16 protein-coding genes are annotated in these 22,231 nt (G+C 64.0%); 8 read left to right on the forward strand and 8 right to left on the reverse strand.

Features of this window, described 5'->3' with window-relative positions; genetic code table 11:
* Window positions 1-84 precede the first annotated feature (84 nt).
* The 6 genes from GSQ88_RS23265 to leuC all read right to left on the reverse strand — a co-directional run bounded on the left by GSQ88_RS23265 (window position 85) and on the right by leuC (window position 6,626).
* Window positions 85-1,395, reverse strand: a complete 1,311-nt coding sequence (locus GSQ88_RS23265; protein ID WP_159010099.1) for an NAD(P)H-dependent oxidoreductase — start codon at window positions 1,393-1,395, stop codon at window positions 85-87.
* Window positions 1,396-1,485: 90 nt separating this feature from the next.
* Window positions 1,486-2,343 (reverse strand): type 1 glutamine amidotransferase domain-containing protein, encoded by an 858-nt coding sequence (locus GSQ88_RS23270; protein ID WP_159010100.1) that lies wholly within the window; start codon window positions 2,341-2,343, stop codon window positions 1,486-1,488.
* A 15-nt stretch (window positions 2,344-2,358) separates the two neighbouring features.
* A complete protein-coding gene (locus tag GSQ88_RS23275; RefSeq protein WP_159010101.1) occupies window positions 2,359-3,333 on the reverse strand; it encodes a quinone oxidoreductase family protein in 975 nt (324 codons plus the stop codon).
* Window positions 3,334-3,464: 131 nt separating this feature from the next.
* Window positions 3,465-4,604 carry a 3-isopropylmalate dehydrogenase gene (gene leuB / locus GSQ88_RS23280; RefSeq protein ID WP_174248090.1) on the reverse strand — a complete coding sequence of 380 codons (1,140 nt, stop codon included), beginning with the start codon at window positions 4,602-4,604 and terminating at the stop codon, window positions 3,465-3,467.
* Entirely contained in the window at window positions 4,601-5,236 is a 636-nt protein-coding gene (leuD, locus tag GSQ88_RS23285) for a 3-isopropylmalate dehydratase small subunit (protein WP_159010103.1), read from the reverse strand. The genes leuB and leuD overlap by 4 nt, the downstream gene beginning before the upstream one ends.
* A gap of 1 nt (window position 5,237) precedes the next feature.
* Window positions 5,238-6,626, reverse strand: a complete 1,389-nt coding sequence (gene leuC, locus GSQ88_RS23290; RefSeq protein WP_159010374.1) for a 3-isopropylmalate dehydratase large subunit — start codon at window positions 6,624-6,626, stop codon at window positions 5,238-5,240.
* Window positions 6,627-6,964: 338 nt separating this feature from the next.
* Between leuC and GSQ88_RS23295 the strand changes: the two genes are divergently transcribed.
* The 3 genes from GSQ88_RS23295 to GSQ88_RS23305 are packed head-to-tail and all read left to right on the forward strand — an operon-like array spanning window position 6,965 to window position 10,070.
* Window positions 6,965-8,014, forward strand: coding sequence for a type III polyketide synthase (locus GSQ88_RS23295; protein WP_159010104.1), 1,050 nt, complete (start codon window positions 6,965-6,967; stop codon window positions 8,012-8,014).
* Window positions 8,011-8,502 (forward strand): isoprenylcysteine carboxyl methyltransferase family protein, encoded by a 492-nt coding sequence (locus tag GSQ88_RS23300; protein ID WP_159010105.1) that lies wholly within the window; start codon window positions 8,011-8,013, stop codon window positions 8,500-8,502. Before GSQ88_RS23295 ends, GSQ88_RS23300 begins: the two co-directional genes overlap by 4 nt.
* Entirely contained in the window at window positions 8,499-10,070 is a 1,572-nt protein-coding gene (locus tag GSQ88_RS23305; protein WP_246784947.1) for a DHA2 family efflux MFS transporter permease subunit, read from the forward strand. Before GSQ88_RS23300 ends, GSQ88_RS23305 begins: the two co-directional genes overlap by 4 nt.
* Here GSQ88_RS23305 and GSQ88_RS23310 read toward each other — a convergent pair.
* Window positions 10,060-10,986 carry a Gfo/Idh/MocA family protein gene (locus GSQ88_RS23310; RefSeq protein ID WP_159010106.1) on the reverse strand — a complete coding sequence of 309 codons (927 nt, stop codon included), beginning with the start codon at window positions 10,984-10,986 and terminating at the stop codon, window positions 10,060-10,062. The genes GSQ88_RS23305 and GSQ88_RS23310 overlap by 11 nt on opposite strands.
* A 40-nt stretch (window positions 10,987-11,026) precedes the next feature.
* Window positions 11,027-11,959 carry a dihydrodipicolinate synthase family protein gene (locus GSQ88_RS23315; RefSeq protein ID WP_502706762.1) on the reverse strand — a complete coding sequence of 311 codons (933 nt, stop codon included), beginning with the start codon at window positions 11,957-11,959 and terminating at the stop codon, window positions 11,027-11,029.
* Window positions 11,960-12,466: 507 nt separating this feature from the next.
* Here GSQ88_RS23315 and GSQ88_RS23320 point away from each other — a divergent pair.
* The 5 genes from GSQ88_RS23320 to GSQ88_RS23340 all read left to right on the forward strand — a co-directional run bounded on the left by GSQ88_RS23320 (window position 12,467) and on the right by GSQ88_RS23340 (window position 22,227).
* Window positions 12,467-13,795: an MdtA/MuxA family multidrug efflux RND transporter periplasmic adaptor subunit gene (locus GSQ88_RS23320; protein WP_159010108.1), complete on the forward strand. Its 1,329-nt coding sequence runs from the start codon at window positions 12,467-12,469 to the stop codon at window positions 13,793-13,795.
* Window positions 13,792-16,899, forward strand: a complete 3,108-nt coding sequence (locus GSQ88_RS23325) for an MdtB/MuxB family multidrug efflux RND transporter permease subunit (protein WP_159010109.1) — start codon at window positions 13,792-13,794, stop codon at window positions 16,897-16,899. Before GSQ88_RS23320 ends, GSQ88_RS23325 begins: the two co-directional genes overlap by 4 nt.
* A gap of 16 nt (window positions 16,900-16,915) precedes the next feature.
* Window positions 16,916-20,200 (forward strand): efflux RND transporter permease subunit, encoded by a 3,285-nt coding sequence (locus GSQ88_RS23330; RefSeq protein ID WP_159010110.1) that lies wholly within the window; start codon window positions 16,916-16,918, stop codon window positions 20,198-20,200.
* A gap of 138 nt (window positions 20,201-20,338) precedes the next feature.
* Entirely contained in the window at window positions 20,339-21,865 is a 1,527-nt protein-coding gene (locus GSQ88_RS23335) for an efflux transporter outer membrane subunit (protein ID WP_159010111.1), read from the forward strand.
* Window positions 21,862-22,227: a hypothetical protein gene (locus GSQ88_RS23340; protein ID WP_159010112.1), complete on the forward strand. Its 366-nt coding sequence runs from the start codon at window positions 21,862-21,864 to the stop codon at window positions 22,225-22,227. The genes GSQ88_RS23335 and GSQ88_RS23340 overlap by 4 nt, the downstream gene beginning before the upstream one ends.
* The last annotated feature ends 4 nt before the right edge of the window (window positions 22,228-22,231 follow it).

Raw genomic sequence — 22,231 nt, forward strand, 5'->3', positions numbered from 1 at the left:
GGGGCTATGGGTCCCGGCTCAAGGCCGGGACGACGCAGAGATTGGCTTACGACGCTGAAGTTCTGCATCCGCTGCCGCAGCCCCTCACCCTCTCCCGCGAAACTTCTCTTCCATCGCCCGCCGCGTCTTGACGGTGTCGTTGTTGGCGTCGAATTCGACATCGCTCCAGCGCACCACCGATCCATGGGCGATGTCGCTCTTGAGCTTGACCTTGTGCGCGAGGCCAATCGGCAGCGCGCCCGCGGCGAGGCTGGCGGCGGCCGGCATCAGTTTGCCCCACACGGTATAGCCGCCCTCGCCGTCCAGCATTTCGCCTGACCGTAGCGCGCGCTTGGCGACCGCGACCGCATCGCCGCGAAAGCCGTGCGGCTGACCTGTCGGCTCGCCGCGCAACGCCGCCGACAGGATCGAGATGTTCAATTCCAGCCCGATCAGATGATAGGGCTTGTACATCGCCGCATAACGCCCGCTGGCATCGGTCTTCAGGCCGTACTGCTTGAAGCAATCGGCGGCATAATCGTTCGGCGCCTCCAGCACCACGTAGACGCCCCAGCGCAAATCGCGAAACACCGGGCGGCCGTCGCGCTCCAGCGAGGAGACCACTTCCACCACGCCGGATTTCTCCAGCACGCCACCCTTGTCGACCGGCCGCATGATATGCGGCAAATCGTCGACGCCGCAGGGCGGAAACAGCAAGCCGCCGCCCGGCACGTCGAGGCCGCAGGAATTGGCGATCGCCGCCATTTCGATCGCCGACTTGGTGCCGTCGAGAAACGAGTTGAACATTTGCGGGTTCATGCCGGCGGATTGCGCCTCGCCCGCCGTCAGCCCGTAATGGCCCCACACCCCTTCCGGCGTCACGTCATGATAGGCCGGCAGATATTTCGTGCCCTTGCCGGCCGCAACCACGCGAAAGCCGGTGGCGCGGGCCCAGTCGACCATTTCCGCGGTGAGCGCCGGCTGGTCGCCATAGGCCAGCGAATAAACCACGCCGGCCTTGCGCGCCTCGTCCGCGAGCAGCGGCCCCGCCAGCACGTCGGCCTCGACATTGACCATCACGATATGTTTGCCGGCCGCGATCGCCGCCCGGGCATGGCGGATGCCGACCGCGGGATTACCGGTGGCCTCCACGATCACTTCGATGTCGCCCGCGGTCGCCTTGGCGCCGTCGGCGGTGAAATTAGTGGCGGCGATCCGCTCGGCGTCCCAGCCGACGGTACGGCAGGCCTCGCGCGCGCGCTCCGGATCGAGATCGACGATGACAGGAACCTCAAGCCCCGGCGTATGCGGCACCTGCGACAGGAACATCGAGCCGAACTTGCCGGCGCCGATCAGCGCGACACGGACGGGCTTGCCCGCCGCACGGCGGGCATTGAGCAGATGATGCAGATTCATGGGGCGCGATCCAACCGTTGAATTTTGTTCGTTGGTTCGCAACCAATCAGTGCCCGATCACTTTGGCAAGGATGGTTTTGCATCGCAGCCCTAGCTTCCCAGCATCCCCGCGAACTTCCGCGCGAACGTATGCACGTCGCCCGGCCATCGCGCCGAGACGTAATTGCGATCGTGCACCACAAACGCCGGTGCCGGGTTGTCGAATGAATCGCGTTCGAGCCCCGAAACCTTGCGGCGGTAATCCGGATCAGTTTTCGGCACATCGCGAAAATCTTCCGGGCGTGCCAACGCCCGCGTCACTTCCTGCTGCACCGACATGAAGCCTTTCGGCTGGCCAGCCTGCTCCAGATAGGTTCGGTAATAATTCGGATCCCAGAACCGCGTGATGCGGGCGAGCGACCATGCGCTGTTCTCCAGCGCCCAAGTCAGCGCCGTGGTCTGATATCCGTGGAGAACCGAACGCCCGGTTTGCCGCGAGACGCTGCGCGCGGCCAGGACCACGCCGTGGCAGATCGCCGCGATCGGCTTTTCCTGTTCGAAGAAGCTTGCGACATGGCGTTGCAGGATTTCGCTTTCGAGATATTCGCGCATGCCCCGCGCGCGATGCCCGCCGGGCAACAGCAGCCCGTCAAACTCGGCGGGGTTGACGTTGTCCCACCGTTGCGGCGCGCTGTAATGCGGATCGGCGATCATCTGCGCATACGCGGTTCGAGCGGCGCGATTGGCCCGCAACACCAGCCCCACCAGCGGCAGATTTCGCAGCAACGGAACGGCGCCCCAGAGGTCGAGGCCCCGCCCCGTCAGCATGATGTCGTCGGCGACGGCGGGCCGCCCGTCCGGCGTTGCAAAATAAACCGCGTGCCCGGCATCCACCAGCACGCGCCAACTCACCGCGGCTTCGCTTGGATCGAAATCCCGCGCCGGCAGCGGCAAGAGGACGCGCGCCATGGCCTGATGTGTCCTTTATACCGTCAGCACCGTCGAGCCCGTGGTCTTGCGCGCGGCGAGATCAGCGTGGGCTTTCGCGGCGTCCTTCAGCGGATAGGTCTGGTGCACCTCGATCTTGACCGCGCCGGATTGCACGACTTCGAACAGCTCCTTTGCCATCGCCACCAGGTTCTCGCGCTTGGCGCCATAGGTGTTCAGCGTCGGGCGGGTGACGTAGAGCGAGCCTTTTTGCGCCAGCAGGCCGAGGTTTAGCGGCTCGACGTTGCCGGAGGACGCGCCGAACAGCGCGAGATAGCCGAGCGGCGCCAGGCAATCGAGCGATTTCAGGAAGGTGTCCTTGCCGACGGAATCATAAACCACCGGCACTTTCTTGCCGCCGGTGATCTCGTCGACGCGCTTCACGAAATCCTCGCGGGTATAGACAATGGCGTGGGCGGTGCCATGGGCCAGCGCGAGTTTCGCTTTCTCGTCGCTGCCGACGGTGCCGATCACGGTGACGCCGAGATGCTTGGCCCATTGCGCCAGGATCAGCCCGACGCCGCCCGCCGCGGCATGCAGCAGGATGGTCTCGCCGGCCTTGATGCGATAAGTCTGGCGGATCAGATATTGCGCGGTCAGGCCCTTGAGCATCATCGCGGCCGCGGTCTTGTCATCGATGCCGGCGGGCAGCTTGAGCAGGCGATCAGCGGGGATCAACCGTTCTTCGGAATAGGCGCCGAGCGGCGAACTGCCGTAGGCAACACGATCGCCGGCCTTGAGATCCGTGATGCCGGGACCGACTTCCTCGACCACGCCGGCCCCTTCGCTGCCGAGACCGCTCGGCAATGGCGCTGGATAGACGCCCGCACGATTGTAGATATCGACGAAGTTCAGTCCCACCGCGGTGTGGCGGATGCGCGCCTCGCCGGGACCGGGCTTGCCGACTTGAACCTCCTCCCAGGTCAGAACTTCGGGGCCACCGGTCTTGTGAAAACGGATCGCGTGCGTCATGGCGTTATTCCTCATCCTTTATCGCAATTGAAAGCGTCGCAGCGCGGGGCTGCTTCGTGGCAAACCTGATTACAGCATGCGCGTACCTTACGGCCAGCACAACGACGTGAGCGGCTGGCCGCCTGGAACCGTCACGCGCTCTCCTTTTGCTTGCCCGCGACCTTCTCAAGTGCTGCCAGCACCGCATCGCCCATCTGCGCGGTCGACAATCTGGCGGCGCCGGCTTCGGCAATATCGGCGGTGCGCGCGCCGGCGGCCAGCGCCGCGGCCACCGCCGTTTCCAGCAGGTCCGCGTCATCCGGCCGGTCGAGCGTCATCCGCAGCATCATGGCGAGGCTGAGAATCGAACCGAGCGGATTGGCGATGCCCTTGCCGGCGATATCGGGCGCGCTGCCATGCACCGGTTCATAGAGCGCCTTGCGGCGGCCGTATGGATCGACCGGACCGAGCGACGCCGACGGCAGCATGCCGAGCGAACCCGACGCCATCGCCGCACAATCCGAAAGAATGTCGCCGAAGATATTGCCGGTCACCATCACATCGAACTGCCGGGGATCGCGCACGATCTGCATCGCGGCATTGTCGACATACATATGCGTCAGTTCGACGTCGGCAAATTCGGCCGCGTGCAGCGCGACCACTTCCTCGCGCCACAGCACGCTGGTCTCCAGCACGTTGGCCTTGTCGACCGAGCAGACTTTTCGTTTGCGGGTGCGCGCGAGCTCGAAGGCGGAGCGGGCCACGCGGCGGATTTGTTCGGTAGTGTATTGCTCGGTGTTGAAACCGCGACGCTGGCCGTCCGGCAGCGTTTCGATGCCGCGCGGCTCACCGAAATAGATGCCGCTGGTGAGTTCGCGGATGATGACGAAATCGACCCCCTTCAGCACCTCGGCCTTGAGCGGCGCCGAGTCAGCCAGCGCCGGATTGGCGACGATCGGGCGAAAGTTCGCGTAAAGATCATATTTGCTGCGCATCGAGAGCAGGCTGCCGGCCTTGCGCGCGGCAGCCGGCACTTCCTTGGTCTCGGGGCCGCCGGTCGCGCCCCACAGGATGGCGTCGGCTTCTTCCATCGCCTCGACCGTATCCTCCGGCAGCACCTTGCCGGTCGCCAGATACGGAATGATGCCGTATTGCGCCTCACGCAACGTGACAGGCACGCCGCGGTTGACGACGAACCAGTTGAGCACACGGTGCGACTGCGCCGTCACCTCCGGGCCGATACCCTCGCCGCCGACCACGGCAACCTTGAACATGTTGGAGCGGGTATTCATGATTGTTTCCCTGCAAAATGAATCCACGGCCGCTGATTGCGATCGGCAGCCTGGAATGACCTGATTTCGTCGTCGCGCTGCAAGGTCAGCGCGACCTCGTCGAGACCTTCCAGCAGGCCGGCACGACGGCGTGGATCTATTTCAAAACGGTGTTGTTTTCCCGTCGGCGAGGTGATGGTCTGTGCTTCAAGATCGATACCGATGCGCCCGGCGCCTTGGGTGAGCTCGATTTCAGCAGCCAGGCCATCGACGATCGCCTTGTCGACGACAACGGGAAGAATTCCGTTCTGGAAACAATTGGCGAAGAAGATGTCACCGAAGCTTGAGCCGATCACGGCGCGAATGCCGCGCTCCTGCAGCGCCCACACCGCGCCTTCACGCGAGGAGCCGCAGCCGAAATTCGGACCGGTGACCAGGATCTCCGCCTCGCGATACGGCGCGCGGTTCAGGATGAATTCCGGATTTTCCGACCCGTCAGGCAAATAGCGCAAGGAGCCGAACGCCCATTTGCCGAGCGAGCCGCGAATGCCGTTGCCGACCAGCCGCTCGATCCGAATGATGACATCGGTATCGATGTTGGAGCGCATGATCGGGGCTGCGACCGCGGTCAGTTTACCGAACGGTTTCGGCATCTCAGCGCTCCATCGTCCGCACATCGGCGATCGCGCCGGCGATCGCTGCCGCCGCCGCACTCGCCGGGCTCGCCAAATGGGTGCGCGCGCGTGGGCCCTGGCGGCCAATAAAATTGCGATTGGAGGTCGAGACCGAGCGCTGGCCGGGGGCTACGGTTTCGCCGTTCGCCGCCAGGCACATCGAGCAACCCGGCTCGCGCCATTCAAAGCCGGCCTCGGTGAAAATCTTGTCGAGCCCCTCGGCAACCGCGTCGCGTTTGACGGTTTCCGAGCCCGGCACGATCCAGGCGCGAACGCCGGGTGCTACCTTTCGGCCGCGCGCGATCTCGGCCGCGGCGCGCAAATCGCTGAGCCGGCTATTGGTGCAGGAACCGATGAAGACCCAATTGACCGGCGTACCCGCGATCGGCGCGCCGGCCTCAAGCCCCATGTAATCGAGCGCGGTCTGCAACGCCGCGCGGCGCTCCGGGTCGGAGGTTGCCTGCGGATCGGGAATGTGGCCATCGATGCCGATGACATGTTCGGGGCTGATGCCCCACGTCACCTGCGGTTCGATGCCGGCGACATCGATGACGACTTCCCGGTCGAACACCGCGTCGGGATCGCTCGGAAGCCGCCGCCACGCCTCGACCGCCTGCGCCCACATCTCGCCCTGCGGCGCATAAACACGCCCCCTGATGTATTCGAAGGTTTTGTCGTCGGGCGCGACCATGCCGATCTTGGCACCGAGTTCGATCGAGAGGTTACAGATGGTCAGCCGCCCTTCGACCGGCAAGTCGCGAATGGCGCTGCCGGCATATTCGACCGCGTAACCGGTGCCACCGGCGGCGCCGACATGGCCGATCAAGGCCAGGATCATATCCTTTGCGGTGATGCCGGGCGGCAGCTTGCCTTCGAACCTGACGCGCATGGTTTTGGGGCGGCGCTGGATCAGCGCCTGCGTCGCCAGCACATGCGTCAGCTCACTGGAGCCGATGCCGAAGGCGAGCGCGCCGAGGCCGCCATGGGTGCAGGTATGGCTGTCACCGCAGACGATCAGGCAACCGGGAAGGCTGAGGCCGAGTTCGGGGCCGATAACATGAACGATGCCCTGGCCGGGCTCGTCGATATCAAACAATCGGATGCCGCTCGCGGTGGTTTCGACCCGCAGTGCCGTCAGCAATTCCAGGCCGATCTTGATGGTGCCGGCGCGTCCATGCGCGGTCGAAATCGCATGGTCCGGCGTCGCAAAAGTCAGCTCCGGATTGTGCACCGTGAGGCCTCGGCTCTTGAGATCAAGCAGCCCGCGCGAGCCGCCGAGATCGTGCAGCAGATGGCGGTCGACATGGAGCAGATCGGTGTCGTCGCTGATGCGCGCGATGACATGCTGGTCCCAGATTTTCGCCAGCATGGTACGGCCGGGCTGTTCCAAGACAGATGCTCCCTTTTGTTTTTGCCGGGATAGCTGACGCCGCTTGGCACGGCTTGCGTTCCGGTTCTTATTCCCGCATCAAAGCATAGGAGACGGCATTCCTGCTAGAGCTGTCTGGAAGATCTCGGTTGCAGAAGCGGGACAGGAAGAGCACGACAGGATTCGGCAAAGCGCGCCGGTGCAGACGATCGCGGCGGCAATAAGAGGCCAGCTTCACCTTTAAGTGACCCTCGGCGAAATATTTTTCCCGACCACCGAAATAATACCGGCGCAGGAACGTCTGTTACCGCAATGACTCATTCCTCGGAGAACACGCGATGCATACGGCTGCCCTGGTATCTTTAGCGACAGCCGTTCCTCCCAACGTGTTTTTGCAGAAGGATGTTCTGGCCGCGGCATGGGACGTGTTCGGGCCTCGCCTGCCTCAATTCGAAACGCTCTCAAGCATCTTTGCCAATACCGGCATCATCAAGCGCCACGGCGTCAAGCCGTTCGACTGGTATCTCGAACGGCGCGGCTGGCCGGAGCGCACCAAGGCCTTTCTCGAGGGCGCCGAGGCGCTGTTCGTCGACGCCGCCTCAAAGGCGCTGGCGGACGCGCAATTATCCGCGCGTGATATCGACACCATCGTCACCGTCTGCTCCACCGGCATCGCAACGCCGAGCCTGGAGGCCCGCATCGCCGGCCGCATGGGATTCCGCTCCGACGTGACGCGCGTGCCGGTGTTCGGGCTTGGCTGCGCCGGCGGCGTTTCGGGACTGTCGATCGCGGCAAGGCTGGCGCAGGCGCGGCCGGGCAGTAACGTGCTGTTGGTGGCGGTCGAGCTTTGTTCGCTGGCGCTTCGGCTCGACGAACTCACCAAGGCCAACATCGTCGCCACCAGCCTGTTCGGCGACGGCGCCGCCGCCATCATCCTGCGCGCCGGCGACGGCGGCGCCACGACCATCGAGCATTCCGGCGAACATCTGTGGCCGGATACGCTCGGCATCATGGGCTGGAATGTCGATCCCGAAGGTTTTGGCGTGATCTTCCAGCGCACCATTCCGAACTTTGTCACCGAGAACCTCAACCCCGCGCTGACACGGATCCTCGCGGCCATGGGGCTGACGATGGCGGATATCGACCGCTTCATCTGCCATCCCGGCGGCGCGCGGGTGATTAGCGCGCTAGAGACCGCATTGGCGCTGCATCAGGGCACGCTCGACCATGAGCGGCAGGTGATCGCCGATTGCGGCAACATGTCGGCACCCACCGTGTTGTTCGTGCTCGAACGCGCGCGCAACGCAGGCTTGCCGCCGCGTTCGCTGCTGACCGCGCTCGGACCCGGCTTCACCGCCAGTTGCGTTACGCTGCGGCACGCCGCTTGACCACGGCCGAAATCATCCTTGCACTGGTCACGCTGCAGCGGGCCGGAGAACTCGTTGTGGCCCATCGCAACACGCGCCGACTGATGGCGCGCGGCGCCGTGGAACTGGCGTCGGGACATTATCCGTTTGTGGTCGCGGTGCATGCCGGCTGGCTGATCTCGCTATGGGTATTTGGACGCGACCAGCCGGTGAATGCCATCGCGCTTTCGGCCTATCTCGTGCTCCAGGGCCTGCGCGGCTGGGTGTTCTGGACGCTAGGCGCGCGATGGACGACGCGGATTATCGTGCTACCGGGAGAGCGACTGGTGTCGGCCGGTCCCTATCGATATCTGTCGCATCCCAATTATGCCGTGGTGGCCGGGGAGATTGCCGTGCTTCCCTTGGTGTTGCACCTGCCATGGATCGCTGCGATCTTTACCATCCTCAATGCGGGTGTGCTTGCGATCCGGATTCGCGCCGAAAATCGCGCACTCGCGATGCAAACATGAGTGACCAGCCGATAGCCGAGCCGGGCGCCGCGACATGGCTCGGCTTTGTCCTGATGTGCCTCGGCATGTTCATGGCGATCCTCGACATCCAGGTGGTCGCGACGTCGCTGCCGGCGATCCAGCACGCGCTGGCAATTTCACCCGATGCCATCAGCTGGATTCAAACCGCGTATCTGATCGCGGAAATCGTCGCGATCCCGTTGACCGGATGGCTGACGCGGGTGCTGACCCTGCGCTGGCTGTTCGTATCGGCGGTCGGCCTTTTCACGATTGCCTCGATCGGTTGCGCGTCGAGCGGTAGTTTTGCGATGCTGATCGGCTTCCGCGTGCTGCAAGGCTTTGCCGGGGGAACGCTGATCCCGGCAGTGTTTTCCGCGGTGTTCCTGCTGTTTCCGCTGCGCCTGCATCCGATCGCCACCACGATGGCCGGCGTCATGGCGGTGCTGGCGCCCACCATCGGGCCCGTGGTCGGCGGCTGGATCACCGAGACCTATTCGTGGCACTGGCTGTTCCTGATCAACGTGATCCCCGGCATCGTCGCCGTGTCCGCCACGCCTTGGCTGCTGCCGCGCGAAAAACCCGATTTTCGCGCGTTCGCCGCACTCGACCGCGTTTCGCTCACGCTGATGGCCGCAAGCCTGGCGAGCCTGGAGATCGCGCTGAAGCAAGCGCCGCAATCGGGCTGGCTTTCGCCGGCTTGTGGCTCTCTTTTGTTGCTGAGCGCCACTGCCGCGACGTTGTTCGCCAAACGAACCCTCAAGGCCACCCATCCCGTGGTCGATCTGTCGACACTGGGCACGCGCTCGTTCGCGATCGGTTGCGCGCTCAGCTTCTGCCTCGGCGTCGGATTATTCGGCTCGGTCTATCTGATGCCGGTGTTTCTGGCCTTTGTGCGCGGCCACGACGCTTTCGAGATCGGCACCATCATGCTGGTCACCGGGCTCTCGCAACTGATCGCAGCACCGATTGCCGGCGCGCTGGAAAGCCGATGCGATCCGCGCCTGCTGTCGGCTGTGGGTTTTTGTCTTTTCGCGCTCGGGCTCGGTTGCAGCGCGTTTCAGAGCCGCACTGCCGATTTCGGCGAGATGTTCTGGCCGCAGGTGCTGCGCGGCGTCGCCATCATGTTTTGCCTGCTGCCGCCGACCCGGCTTGCACTCGGCGCGCTGGCGGCAGCACGGGTGCCCGATGCCAGCGGCCTGTTCAATCTGATGCGAAACCTCGGTGGCGCGATCGGGATCGCGCTGATCGACACCATCCTCTATGGCCGCACCGGAGGCCACGCCGAAGCGCTGCGCGACCGACTGATGGCCGGAGACGTCACCGCGGCGCGGGCGATCGGGCTCGACGTCCAGCTCTTCACCCACCGGCCTCCCGGCGTATCCGATGCCACCGTGGAAGCCTATCTGCGGCCGATGGTCGAGAAGGCCGCCTTCGCGCTCTCCACCAACGAAGCCTGGGCGCTGCTCGCCGGCGTGGCGCTGTTGGGAGTTCTGCTGGTGCCGTTCGCGGGATCGCCACCATTAGGCAGCGACGCGATCGCGGACGCCGTCAACGACGTCAATCCTTGAACGGTTCGACGTCGCGCCGCCGGCCGAGCATGAAGGCGTCGGCGACATGGAGCAGCGGCGACAGGTCGACGTCGGAAACACCATTGGCGATCAGTTCGATGAAGCGGCGATAGATCGCCGGATATTCCGCCTTCGGCTCGTCGACCAGCGTGCGGTCGTTATGGATCAGGCGGCGGCCGCCGGACGCCAAGGCCAAGCACCCGGCGTCGGTCTCGATCTGGATATGCCAGGTCTGCGGACCGGTCTGGCGCCAATCGAATTCGGCGCGGATCGGCAGACCGCGATCGTCGGAGAAGCCGAGATTGGCCGCGATCGGCGTCGCCCGGTTGCGCGGGAAGCACAGTTCGGCCTCGGTGAGGAAGAACGGCCGCGGCAGAATGCGCGTCATGATCGAAAGCGCGTTGATGCCGGGATCGAAGACGCCGAACCCGCCCGGCTGCCAGATCCAGGCCTGACCTGGATGCCAGACGGTGACGTCTTCCTTCCATTCGACGACGACCGACTTGATCGTACGCTCGGCAAGGAAAGCACGCGCCGGTTCGACGGCGGGAGCGAAACGGGAATGCCAGGCCGCGAACAGCGCGCGTCCGGCTTGCCGCGCCGTCGCAATCAGCGGCGTCAGTTCGCTGACACTGGCGCCCGGAGGTTTTTCCAGCAGCACATGCTTGCCGGCCTTCAACGCCGCCGTGGCCAGCGCCTGACGTGCTTGCGGTGGCGTGCAGAGCGCCACGGCATCGACCGGATGGTCGGCCGCGAGCATGTCATCGAGCGTCGCGAAATGCGCGATGCCGTCCATCGTGGCGTTTGGATCGACGACCGCGGTGAGTTCGATGCCATCGGTGCCGGATATCGCGGCGACATGGCGATCCCTCGCGATCTTGCCAAGACCGACGATAGCGAGGCGAATGGCTGTCACGGCGACTTGTCCCGAGGCTGGAGAAACGGTGACGGCGAGGTTATTTACCCCACCGCAGCACCAATGGACCGAGATGGTGTGCAATCTCGATCAAACCTGCTCGTACGGCCGGGTGTAACGGCTGCAGCGGCAGGCGCACGGTTTCGTGCCGGATGACACCGCCCTCCTTCATCAGCGCTTTGCAGGCGATCAGGCCGCACTGGCGATTTTCGTAATTGATCAGCGGCAGCCAGCGCTCATAGGCCGCGATCGCCTGGTCGCGACGGCCGGCGAAATACGCATCCGTGATCTGGCGGATACCGTCGGGATAGCCGCCGCCGGTCATCGCGCCGGTCGCGCCGGCATCGAGATCGGCCATCAACGTGATCGCCTCCTCGCCGTCCCACGGGCCTTCGATCGCCTCGCCGCCGAGCGCGATCAGCTCGCGCAATTTGGCGGCGGCCTGCGGCGTCTCGATCTTGAAATACGAGATGTTCTCGAGCTCCCGCGCCATCCGCGCCAGGAAGGCCGGGGGAAGCGGCGTGCCAGCGACCGGGGCGTCCTGAATCATGATGGGGATGGAGACCGCCTCCGAGACGGTCCGGTAGAATTGGTAGATCGCCGCTTCTCCGACCCGGATCGTGGCGCCGTGATAGGGCGGCATCACCATGACCATCGCGGCGCCGGCCTGTTGCGCGCGCCTCGAGCGCTCGGCGCAGATGTGCGACGCAAAATGCGTGGTCGTGACGATGACCGGGACGCGGCCCGCGACATGGTGCAACACTGCGTCGAGCACTTGGTCACGCTCGGCGTCGGTCAGCACGAATTGCTCGGAGAAATTGGCGAGGATGCAGAGCCCGTGCGAGCCCGCGTCGATCATGCAGTCGACGGCGCGCTTCTGGCCGTCGAGATCGAGCCGGCCATCGCCGTCGAACACCGTCGGCACCACCGGAAATACGCCCCGATAAGGCCGCCGAACGCTGGAGCTTGCCATGGCCATCCTCCTTTTTGTTACGGTTGTCGGGCTGGCCACAGCCTGATTCAACGCGTTGGATCACCCTAGCGCCTTTTCCTTCCCGATTGAATCGGAACGAGGCGTCCATCTGCTTTTTTGCCGCATTTCTTCACAGCAACCAGTGACCGCTTCGCGCAAAAAAGCTCTGGCTACATCCTTTCGGTCGACCATGGGCGCTTCAAAACGTCCGGCTTCGCGCAATCGGTCGGGAACTGTGCTTTTTGGGTCGCATGTATTCGGCAATCTCTGCGGGTAGTGGGCGGATTCGCTGGCAGGAAGTGCCGCATAGTCCTAGAATTCTTTCTGAATATTAATGCGATAATCGCTGTTGGAAGCGTTTCTGCGTGCCCCTGAGCAGTTGCGGAATATTATTCAAAACGCCTACAATGACCGGCCCGTCACGGTTTGTTTGAGCGACCTCCCCCTCGACCGGCCACGCAACAATGAGGCCTGCAAGATGAACGAAAACTCGGTGATGGAACGTTCATGAATCAACCAATCAAACCTCCCCAGGAAGCCAAACCTACCCGCGAAGCCGCGCCGGCCGCCCCCAGGCCGCGATCGGCTTGGCGCCTGGTCGGTACATGCCTGCTGTTGCTGCTGATCGTGGCCGGCATCGTCTGGTGGACCAAGCAGCAGAGCGCGCCACCAGCGCAGAACGGTCGCGGAGCCGCGCCGATGTCGATCGTGCCCGAGGCAGTCACCAAGGGCGACATCAACGTCAACATCAATGCGCTCGGGACGGTCACCTCGCTCGCCACCGTCACCATTCGAAGCCAGATCTCGGGCTACTTGCAGAAGGTGGTTTTTACCGAAGGCGACGAGGTCAAGAAGGGCGATCTGATCGCTGAAATCGACCCGCGGCCGTATGAAGCCACCCTCGCCCAGGCCAACGGCAATCTGGCGCGCGACCAGGCGCTGCTCAAGGGCGCGCAGGTGGATCTCGCCCGCTATCAGGGGCTCGCCGCGCAGAATGCGGTGCCGCGCCAGACACTCGATACCCAGGTGGCACTCGTCGCACAGGATCAGGGCACGGTGGAAGCCGACAAAGCCACGGTCAAGTCCGCGGAAGTGAACCTGCAATATACCCGTATCCTGTCGCCGCTGGACGGCCGCGTCGGCCTGCGCCAGGTCGACCAGGGCAATTATGTGACCGCGGGCGATACCAACGGTCTTGTCGTCATCACGCAGCTCAAGCCGATCAGCGTGCTGTTCACGGTGCCTGAGGATAATCTACAGGCGATCTCCAAGCGCCTGCAGGCCGGCGCGGGGCTGCCGTCCGCGGCCTTCGACCGCAGCGGCGCCAAGAAAATCGCCGACGGCACCTTGCAGACGTTTGACAGCCAGATCGATCCGACCACCGGAACGATCAAGCTGCGCGCGCAATTTCCGAACGCGACGGAAGCGCTTTATCCGAATCAGTTCGTGAATATCCAGCTCCTGCTCGATACCCACAAGGACGTCACCATCATGCCGACGGCGGGCGTGCAGCGCGGTGTGCCCGGCACGTTCGTCTATCTGGTCAACGCCGACAACACGGTCTCGGTTCGCAAGATCGATCTCGGCGTGACCGATGGCGATCGCGTCGAGGTTCGCTCCGGTTTGCAGCCGGGCGATAAAATCGTGGTCGATGGCGCCGACAAGCTGCGCGACGGCGCCAAGATCAACGTCCGCGCCGAAGCTGCGGGTGCCACTGCCCCCGCAGCCGGCGGCGCAGCCGCGCCCGGCCCGGACAAGGCCGGCAAGAAGCAGGGCTCGGATGGCGGACCAAAGCCGGACAGCCAACAGAAGCCAGACGCCGGACAAAAACAATGAGCCCGTCGCAACCGTTCATCATGCGGCCGGTTGCGACCACGCTGCTGATGATAGCTATTATGCTGTCCGGCTTGCTGGCGTTCAGGTTCCTGCCGGTCGCTGCATTGCCTGAAGTCGATTACCCGACCATTCAGGTGCAGACCTTCTATCCCGGCGCGAGCCCCGACGTGATGACGTCGTCGGTGACCGCGCCGCTGGAGGTACAGTTCGGCCAGATGCCGAATCTCAACCAGATGAGTTCGGTGAGTTCGGCCGGCGCCTCGGTCATCACGCTGCAGTTCGGCCTGAGCATTTCGCTCGACGTCGCCGAGCAGGAGGTGCAGGCGGCCATCAACGCCGCCGGCAATCTCTTGCCCTCCGACCTGCCCGCGCCGCCGATCTACGCCAAGGTCAACCCCGCCGACGCGCCGATCCTGACGCTCGGACTGACGTCGAAAACCATGCCGCTGACCCAGGTCGAGGATTTCGTCGACACCCGTCTGGCGCAAAAGATCTCCCAGCTTCCCGGCGTCGGCCTCGTCAGCATCTCCGGCGGCCAGCGGCCGGCGGTACGCATCCAGGCCGACATCCGCAAGCTCGCCGCCTACGGCCTGAACATCGACGACCTGCGCACCACACTCGGCAACGCCAACATCAACACGCCCAAGGGCAATTTCGACGGCGCGATGCGCGCCTACACCATCAACGCCAACGACCAGATCAGGAACGCCTCCGACTACAAGTCGCTGATCGTCGCCTACAAGAACGGTTCGCCGGTGCGGCTCAGCGACGTCGGCGACGTGACCGACGGCGCCCAGAACGACAAGCTCGGCGCCTGGATGAACGAAACGCCGGCGATCATCCTGAACATCCAGCGGCAGCCGGGCGCCAACGTCATCGCGGTGGTCGAAGGCATCAAGGCGCTGTTGCCGCAATTGCAGGCCACATTGCCCACCGCGATCGATCTCAGCATCCTCACCGACCGCACCGTGACGATCCGCGCCTCGGTGGAGGATGTCGAATTCGAGCTGTCGCTCGCCGTGATGCTCGTGGTGCTCGTGATCTTCGTGTTCCTGCGCAACGCGCGCGCCACCCTGATCCCGAGCCTTTCGGTGCCGCTGTCGCTGGTCGGCACGCTGGGGGCGATGTATCTGTTCGGCTTCAGCCTCAACAATCTCTCGCTGATGGCGCTGACCATCGCCACCGGTTTCGTGGTCGATGACGCCATCGTGGTGATCGAGAACATCTCCCGCTACATCGAGGAAGGCGAGCAGCCGTTGCAGGCGGCGCTGAAAGGCTCCGCGCAGATCGGTTTCACCATCATCTCGCTGACGGTTTCGCTGATCGCGGTGCTGATCCCGCTGCTGTTCATGGGCGACGTGGTCGGACGGCTGTTCCGGGAATTCGCCATCACGCTGTCGGTCACGATCCTGATCTCGGCCGTGGTGTCGCTGACCCTGGTGCCGATGGCCTGCGCCAAGCTGCTCAAGCCTGAAACCGAAACCCACGAAAACGCATTTCAGCGCTACAGCCGCGAAGGCTTCGACAAGATCATCGAGTTGTACGGCCACGCGCTCAACTGGGTGCTCGATCGTCAGACCTTCGTACTGTTGATCGCGCTCGGCACCTTCGCGCTCACCGCGTATCTCTACATCATCATTCCCAAAGGCTTCTTCCCGCTTCAGGATACCGGCGTCATCCAGGCGATTTCCGAAGCGCCGCAATCGGTATCCTATGCGGCGATGGCCGAGCGGCAACAGCAACTGGCCAGCGTCATCCTGAAGGATCCCGAAGTCGAAAGCCTGTCGTCGTTCATCGGCGTCGACGGCACCAACACCACGCTCAACAGTGGACGCATCCTGATCAACCTCAAGCCGTATGACCAGCGTAAATCCGGCATCACGGCGATCATGAAGCGCATCAAGGAGGCGACGGCGTCGCTGACCGGCATCAGCCTCTACATGCAGCCGGTGCAGGACTTGACGATCGAGGGCACCGTCAGCCGAACGCAATATCAATTCATCCTGGAGGATGCCGATCCGAACCAACTGGCCGAATGGGCGCCCAAGCTCGTCGACAAGCTCAACCAGCTTCCGCAGTTCTCCGACGTCAGCAGCGACATCTCGGCATACGGGCTTTCGGTCTTCGTGCAGATCGACCGCGACCAGGCCGCCCGCTTCGGCATCACGCCCGCCACCATCGACAACGCGCTCTATGATTCCTACGGCCAGCGTATCGTCTCCACCATCTTCACCAACTCGAACCAGTACCGCGTCATCCTCGAAGCCGACCCCAGCCTGCAAACCTCGTTGAAATCGCTATCTGACATCTACCTGCCGTCATCGGTCGGCAGCACGCCGGTGCCGCTGGCGGTGATGGCCAAGATGCGGGAGGAGACCGCGCCGTTGCAGGTGTCGCATCTCGGGCAGTTTCCGGCCGCCACCATCTCCTTCAACCTGGCGCCTGGTGCAGCCCTCGGCGACGCCGTGACGGCGATCAAGCAGGCGCAGACCGATATCGGCCAGCCGCTCGGCGTCATCACCAGTTTCCAGGGCGCCGCGCTGGCGTTCCAGTCATCGCTTTCCAACCAGCTGTTCCTGATCCTGGCCGCGATCGTCACGGTCTATATCGTGCTCGGCGTGCTCTATGAGAGCTTCATCCATCCCGTCACCATTCTCTCGACGCTGCCGTCCGCCGGCATCGGCGCGCTGCTGGCGTTGATGGCGGGCGGCAATGATCTGACGATCGTCGCCATCATCGGCATCATCCTCTTGATCGGCATCGTGAAGAAAAACGCGATCATGATGATCGACTTCGCGCTGGACGCCGAGCGCAACGAGGGCAAGCCGCCGCGCGAGGCGATCTATCAAGCCTGCCTGCTGCGGTTCCGGCCCATCCTGATGACCACCATGGCCGCCGTGCTCGGTGCGCTGCCGCTGATGCTCGGCACCGGCGCCGGCTCCGAACTGCGGCACCCACTCGGCATCTCCATCGTCGGCGGCCTGCTGGTCAGTCAGTTGCTGACGCTGTTCACCACCCCCGTGATCTATCTCTGGTTCGACCGTCTGGCGGTGCGCTTTGCGGGCCGCACGCGCGAGGCTGGGCCTGCGAACGAATTGAACTGAGCATCGAACTGAACCCATGGGCCCATCAACACCTTTCATTCGCCGGCCGGTCGCGACAACGCTGCTGACGTTTGGGCTTGCGGCGGCAGGCGTGGTGGCGTTTTTCAAGCTGCCGGTTTCGCCGCTGCCGCAGGTGGATTTTCCGACCATCTCGGTGCAGGCGACCTTGCCGGGTGCGAGCCCGCAGGACGTCGCAACCACGGTCGCAAGCCCGCTCGAGCGTCATCTCGGCCAGATCGCCGACGTCACCGAGATGACGTCCTCCTCTTCGGTGGGCTCGGTACGCATCACGCTGCAATTCGGATTGAACCGCGACATCGACGGCGCCGCGCGCGACGTGCAGGCCGCGATCAATGCGTCCCGTGCCGACCTGCCGACCAGCCTGAGGGCCAACCCGACCTACAAGAAGGTCAATCCCGCCGACGCCCCGATCCTGATCATGACGCTGACGTCGGACACCATGGGACGCGGCGACCTCTACGACGCCGCATCGACCGTGCTGGCGCAGAAACTGTCGCAGGTCGAGGGCATCGGCGAAGTCGGCGTCAGCGGCAGTTCGCTGCCCGCGGTGCGCGTCGATCTTATTCCACAGGCGGTGTACAAATACGGCATCGGCCTGGAAGACGTCCGCGCCGCGCTTGGAAGCGCCAATGCCCATAGCCCGAAGGGCGGCATCGACGTCGGCGACCAACGCTATCAGATCTATTCCAACGACCAGGCCAACAAGGCCGCGGACTACCAATCCCTGGTCGTTGCCTACCGTAACGGCTCGGCGGTGCATCTTTCTGACATCGGCGAGGTCACCGACGGCGTCGAAAACCTGCGCAACTCCGGCCTCGCCAACGGCAAGCCGGCGGTCCTGATCATCCTCTACCGGCAGCCGAACGCCAACATCATCAGCACCGTGGACCGGGTCAAGGCGCTGATGCCGCAATTGCAGGCTTCGATTTCGCCGGCGATCGAAATCGGAACCGCGGCGGACCGCTCCACCACCATTCGCACCTCGTTGCGCGACGTCGAGCGCACGCTGATCCTGGCGGTTCTCCTCGTCATCGTCGTGGTGTTCGCGTTCCTGCGGAACCTGCGCGCTACCCTGATCCCTGTCGTGGCGGTGTCGGTCTCGCTGATCGCGACGTTCGCCGCGATGTATCTGATGGGCTACAGCCTCGACAATCTCTCGCTGATGGCGCTGACGGTGGCGACCGGGTTCGTCGTCGACGATGCCATCGTGGTGCTCGAAAACATCACCCGCCACCTCGAGGACGGGCTGTCGCCGCTGGAAGCGTCCATCAAGGGCGTCGGCGAAGTCGGCTTCACCGTGCTGTCGATGAGCATCTCCCTGATCGCGGTCTTCATCCCGATCCTGCTGATGGGCGGCATTGTCGGCCGCCTGTTCCGCGAATTCGCGATGACGATCTCGATTGCGATCCTGATCTCGCTGGCGATCTCGTTGGCCACCACCCCGATGATGTGCGCCGTGCTGCTGCGTGGCGAGACCGGCGAAGGCCACGGACGGCTCTATCGGGTCAGCGAGCGCTTTTTCGAAGCGATGCTCAATTTCTACCGGCGAACGCTGACGTCGGCGCTCAGGCACCCGGGCCTGATGATGCTGGTTTTCTTTGTGACGGTCGGCCTTAGCGTCTATTTGTACGTCGTCATTCCAAAGGGCTTCTTCCCGCAGCAGGACACCGGAAGACTGGTCGGCTCGATCCAGGCCGACCAGAGCATTTCCTTTCAATTGATGCAGCAGAAGCTGGCGCAGTTCGTCTCCACCATCAAAAAGGATCCTGCGGTCGAAACCGCGGTCGGCTTCACTGGCGGCGGCCAGACCAATTCCGGTTTCGTGTTCGTATCGCTGCTGCCGTTGTCCGAACGCCATATCTCCGCCGACGGCGTCATCGCGCGGCTGCGGCGTGCCATGGCGGTGATACCTGGAGCGACCCTGTTTCTGCAGGCCGTGCAGGACATTCGTGTCGGCGGCCGCGCCAGCAACGCGCAGTATCAATACACGCTGCAGGGCCCCACATTGGAGGAGCTCAATGAATGGTCGCCGAAGATCGCGGCCGCGCTGCAAAGCGTGCCCCTCCTCACCGACGTCAACAGCGACCAGCAGAACAAGGGGCTCGAATCCGACCTCGTGATCGACCGCGATGCCGCGGCCCAGCTTGGGATCACCGTCAGCCAGATCGACAACACGCTCTATGACGCATTCGGCCAGCGCCAGGTATCGACCATCTACGTCGCCCGCAACCAGTATCACGTGATCATGGAAGTGGCGCCGCGGTTCTGGCAAAACCCGGAGACGCTCAAGGACGTCTATGTCAGCACGTCGGGCGGATCGGTCACCGGTTCGCAAGCCACCAACGCCGTCTCGGGAACCGTGGTGGCTCCCGGCGTTTCGACCACCTCCGCCAACGCACAAGCCGCGCGCAATGCCGCCACCAACTCGATCGGCCTGACCGGCAACGGCGCGGCCTCGACCGGTGCTGCGGTTTCCACCAGTCAGGAGACCATGATTCCGTTGTCGGCGGTGGCGCGGTTCAAGCAAGGCTCGACGCCGCTCGCGGTCAATCATCAAGGCCTCTTGGTCGCCAATACCATTTCGTTCAACCTGGCACCCAATGCATCGCTCAGCGATGCCGTCAGCGCGGTCGACGCCACCATGAACCGGATCGGCGTGCCCTCGACCATTCGCGGCACCTTCCAGGGCACGGCGAAGGCTTTTCAGGATTCGCTCAGCAACGAGCCTTATTTGATCTTGGCGGCGCTGGTCACGATCTACATCGTGCTCGGCGTGCTCTACGAAAGCTACATCCATCCACTGACGATCCTGTCCACGTTGCCGTCCGCCGGCGTCGGCGCCCTGCTCGCTTTGATGGCCTTCCACACCGAATTCAGCATCATGGCGTTGATCGGCGTCATTCTCCTGATCGGCATCGTCAAGAAGAATGCGATCATGATGATCGATTTCGCGCTTGAGGCCGAACGCGGCCGCGGGCTCAATTCCTTCGATGCGATCTACGAAGCCTGCCTGCTGCGCTTCCGGCCGATCATGATGACGACGATGGCCGCGCTGCTCGGCGCGGTGCCGCTCGCGATCGGCATGGGCGATGGCGGCGAGCTGCGGCAGCCGCTCGGGATCGCGATCGTCGGTGGCCTCATCCTGAGCCAGATCCTGACCCTCTATACGACGCCGGTGATCTACTTGTGTCTGGACCGGCTTCGGCTGTGGAGCCAACGCCTCTGGCGCGGCGGTGCGGTGCCGCACCCGCCCCGTCCCACGCTGCAGCCGGGCGAATAAAACAGATGTCAACAACAACCCTTATCAGAGACCTAGCGCTTGACCGGGCCCTGTGCGATGCCGGGGTCGAAGCATGGTGTTTTTTGCGGATGCGGGGACGCAGCACGCCCCTGAAGTCGAGGCTTGAGCCGGTGCCCCATGAGTGACGTTGCGTATCCATCAAAATCCCCAGCGACACGACGGCGCGGCCGGATTGGCATCGGGCCCGCACTCGCGGCACTTCTGCTCGCACCCGGCCTGTCCGGCTGTATCCTCGGCTCCGAACGGCCCGAACTCAACGTTGAGGTTCCCGGCGGCTATCGCGAGGCATCGAAGCGCGCGCCGGACGCCGCCGTTCCGGCGCTGGACTGGTGGCGCGGCTTTCGCTCCAAAGAGCTGACCTCGCTGATGGAAGACGCGCAGATATTCAATCTCGACATCGCGGTGGCGATTGCCCAGATCGTGCAAGCCGATGCACAGGTCGGCGTGTCGGGAGCGCCGCTGCTGCCATCGATCAGCGGTTCGGTCAACGCCGAGCAGGAGCATTTCGGATCGGCAGCCAGTAGCTCCAGCAGTTCCAGCAGCGGCCTCACCGGCCTTTCCAGCGGCAGCGGGTCGAACTTCTCGACCTACAGCGCCGGCCTTACCGCAAGCTACATGCTCGATTTCTGGGGCAAGAACCAGGCAACCCTTCGCGCGGCGGAGGAAACCGCGACATCGTCCCGCTACAACCGCGAAGTCGTGACGCTGTCGACAATCGTCACCGTCGCCAACACCTACTTCCAGGTGCTGGCCGCGCAGGACGAACTGCGCGTCGCCCGCCGCAATTTGGCCGCCGCCGAACGCATCATGACGCTGATCAACCAGCAATTCGCGGGCGGAACCGCCTCGCAGCTCGATGTGTCGCAGCAGCAGGCACTGGTGTCCACCGAGCGCGCGGCGATCCCGCCGCTCGAAGTCACGCTCAAGCAGAATATCTACGCGCTGGCACTGCTGGTGGCGCGCGCGCCGGCCAACTTCAACGTCAGCGGCGGCGCGCTGACCTCGATCGTGGTTCCCAGGGTAACGCCGGGCCTGCCCTCCGAACTGCTCTATCAGCGGCCGGACGTCCGGCAGGCCGAGGCGCAGCTCGCCTCTTCCAACTTCAGCGTCGAGTCGGCACGGGCCGCCTTCTTCCCGCAGATCCAGTTGACCGCGACCACCGGCGTACAGAGCGCCGCGCTGGCGGCATTGTTCGGACCGGGCGCCTGGTATTATACGCTCGCGGCAGGGCTGACCCAGCCGCTTTTCGACGGCTTCCTGCTGGAAAGCCAGTTGAAGCAGGCCAAGGGCGTACAACTGCAATACTTGCAGGCCTATCGCAAGGCGGTGCTGTCGGCCTTCGCCGACGTTGAGAAGGCGCTGGTCGCCTTGTCGCAGACCACCTTGCAGGAGCGGCTGCAGATCGAAGCCGTCAGCAATTCGCGCAAGGCCTTCGACGTCTCGGAGGTCCAGTTGCGCGCCGGCACAATCAACCTGATCACGGTGCTGCAAACCCAGCAAACATTGCTGACCGCCGAGAACACGCTGGCGCAGGTGCGGCTGACCAAGCTTTTGGCCGCCTCCAGCCTGTTCCAGGCGCTGGGTGGCGGATGGACGCCGGACGGCAAGCTCGCAGCGCTGCAACCGGCGGAGGCCAAGCCATGAGGCGCCGAGCCAAGACACCGACCATGACACGGACGATGTTCGCCGCGACGATCTGGATGGCCGCCAACGCCGGTTTGACGGCCGGCTTGATCGCGGCCATCGGGCCTTCGCCCGCTTCTGCGCAGGCCGCCAACAACACGCCGCTGGCGTTCGGCATGAATGTCGATGAAGCCTCGACGGCGTTGGGGACGAGCCTCGTGTATGTCCGGGGCCGCCCCGGCAACGAGATGTTTCTGGCCTTGCCCAACGTGAAAGGCAGCGCCTTGTCGGATCGCAGGGACGGCCTCTATCTGCAATTCCGGCGCGGCAAGCTCGAAGGCTGGAAAGGCGATTGGGGGACGAACAAGCCATGTTGCAGATGATGGC

The sequence above is a fragment of the Bradyrhizobium sp. S69 genome, assembly GCF_009766005.1.
GTDB lineage: Bacteria > Pseudomonadota > Alphaproteobacteria > Rhizobiales > Xanthobacteraceae > Bradyrhizobium.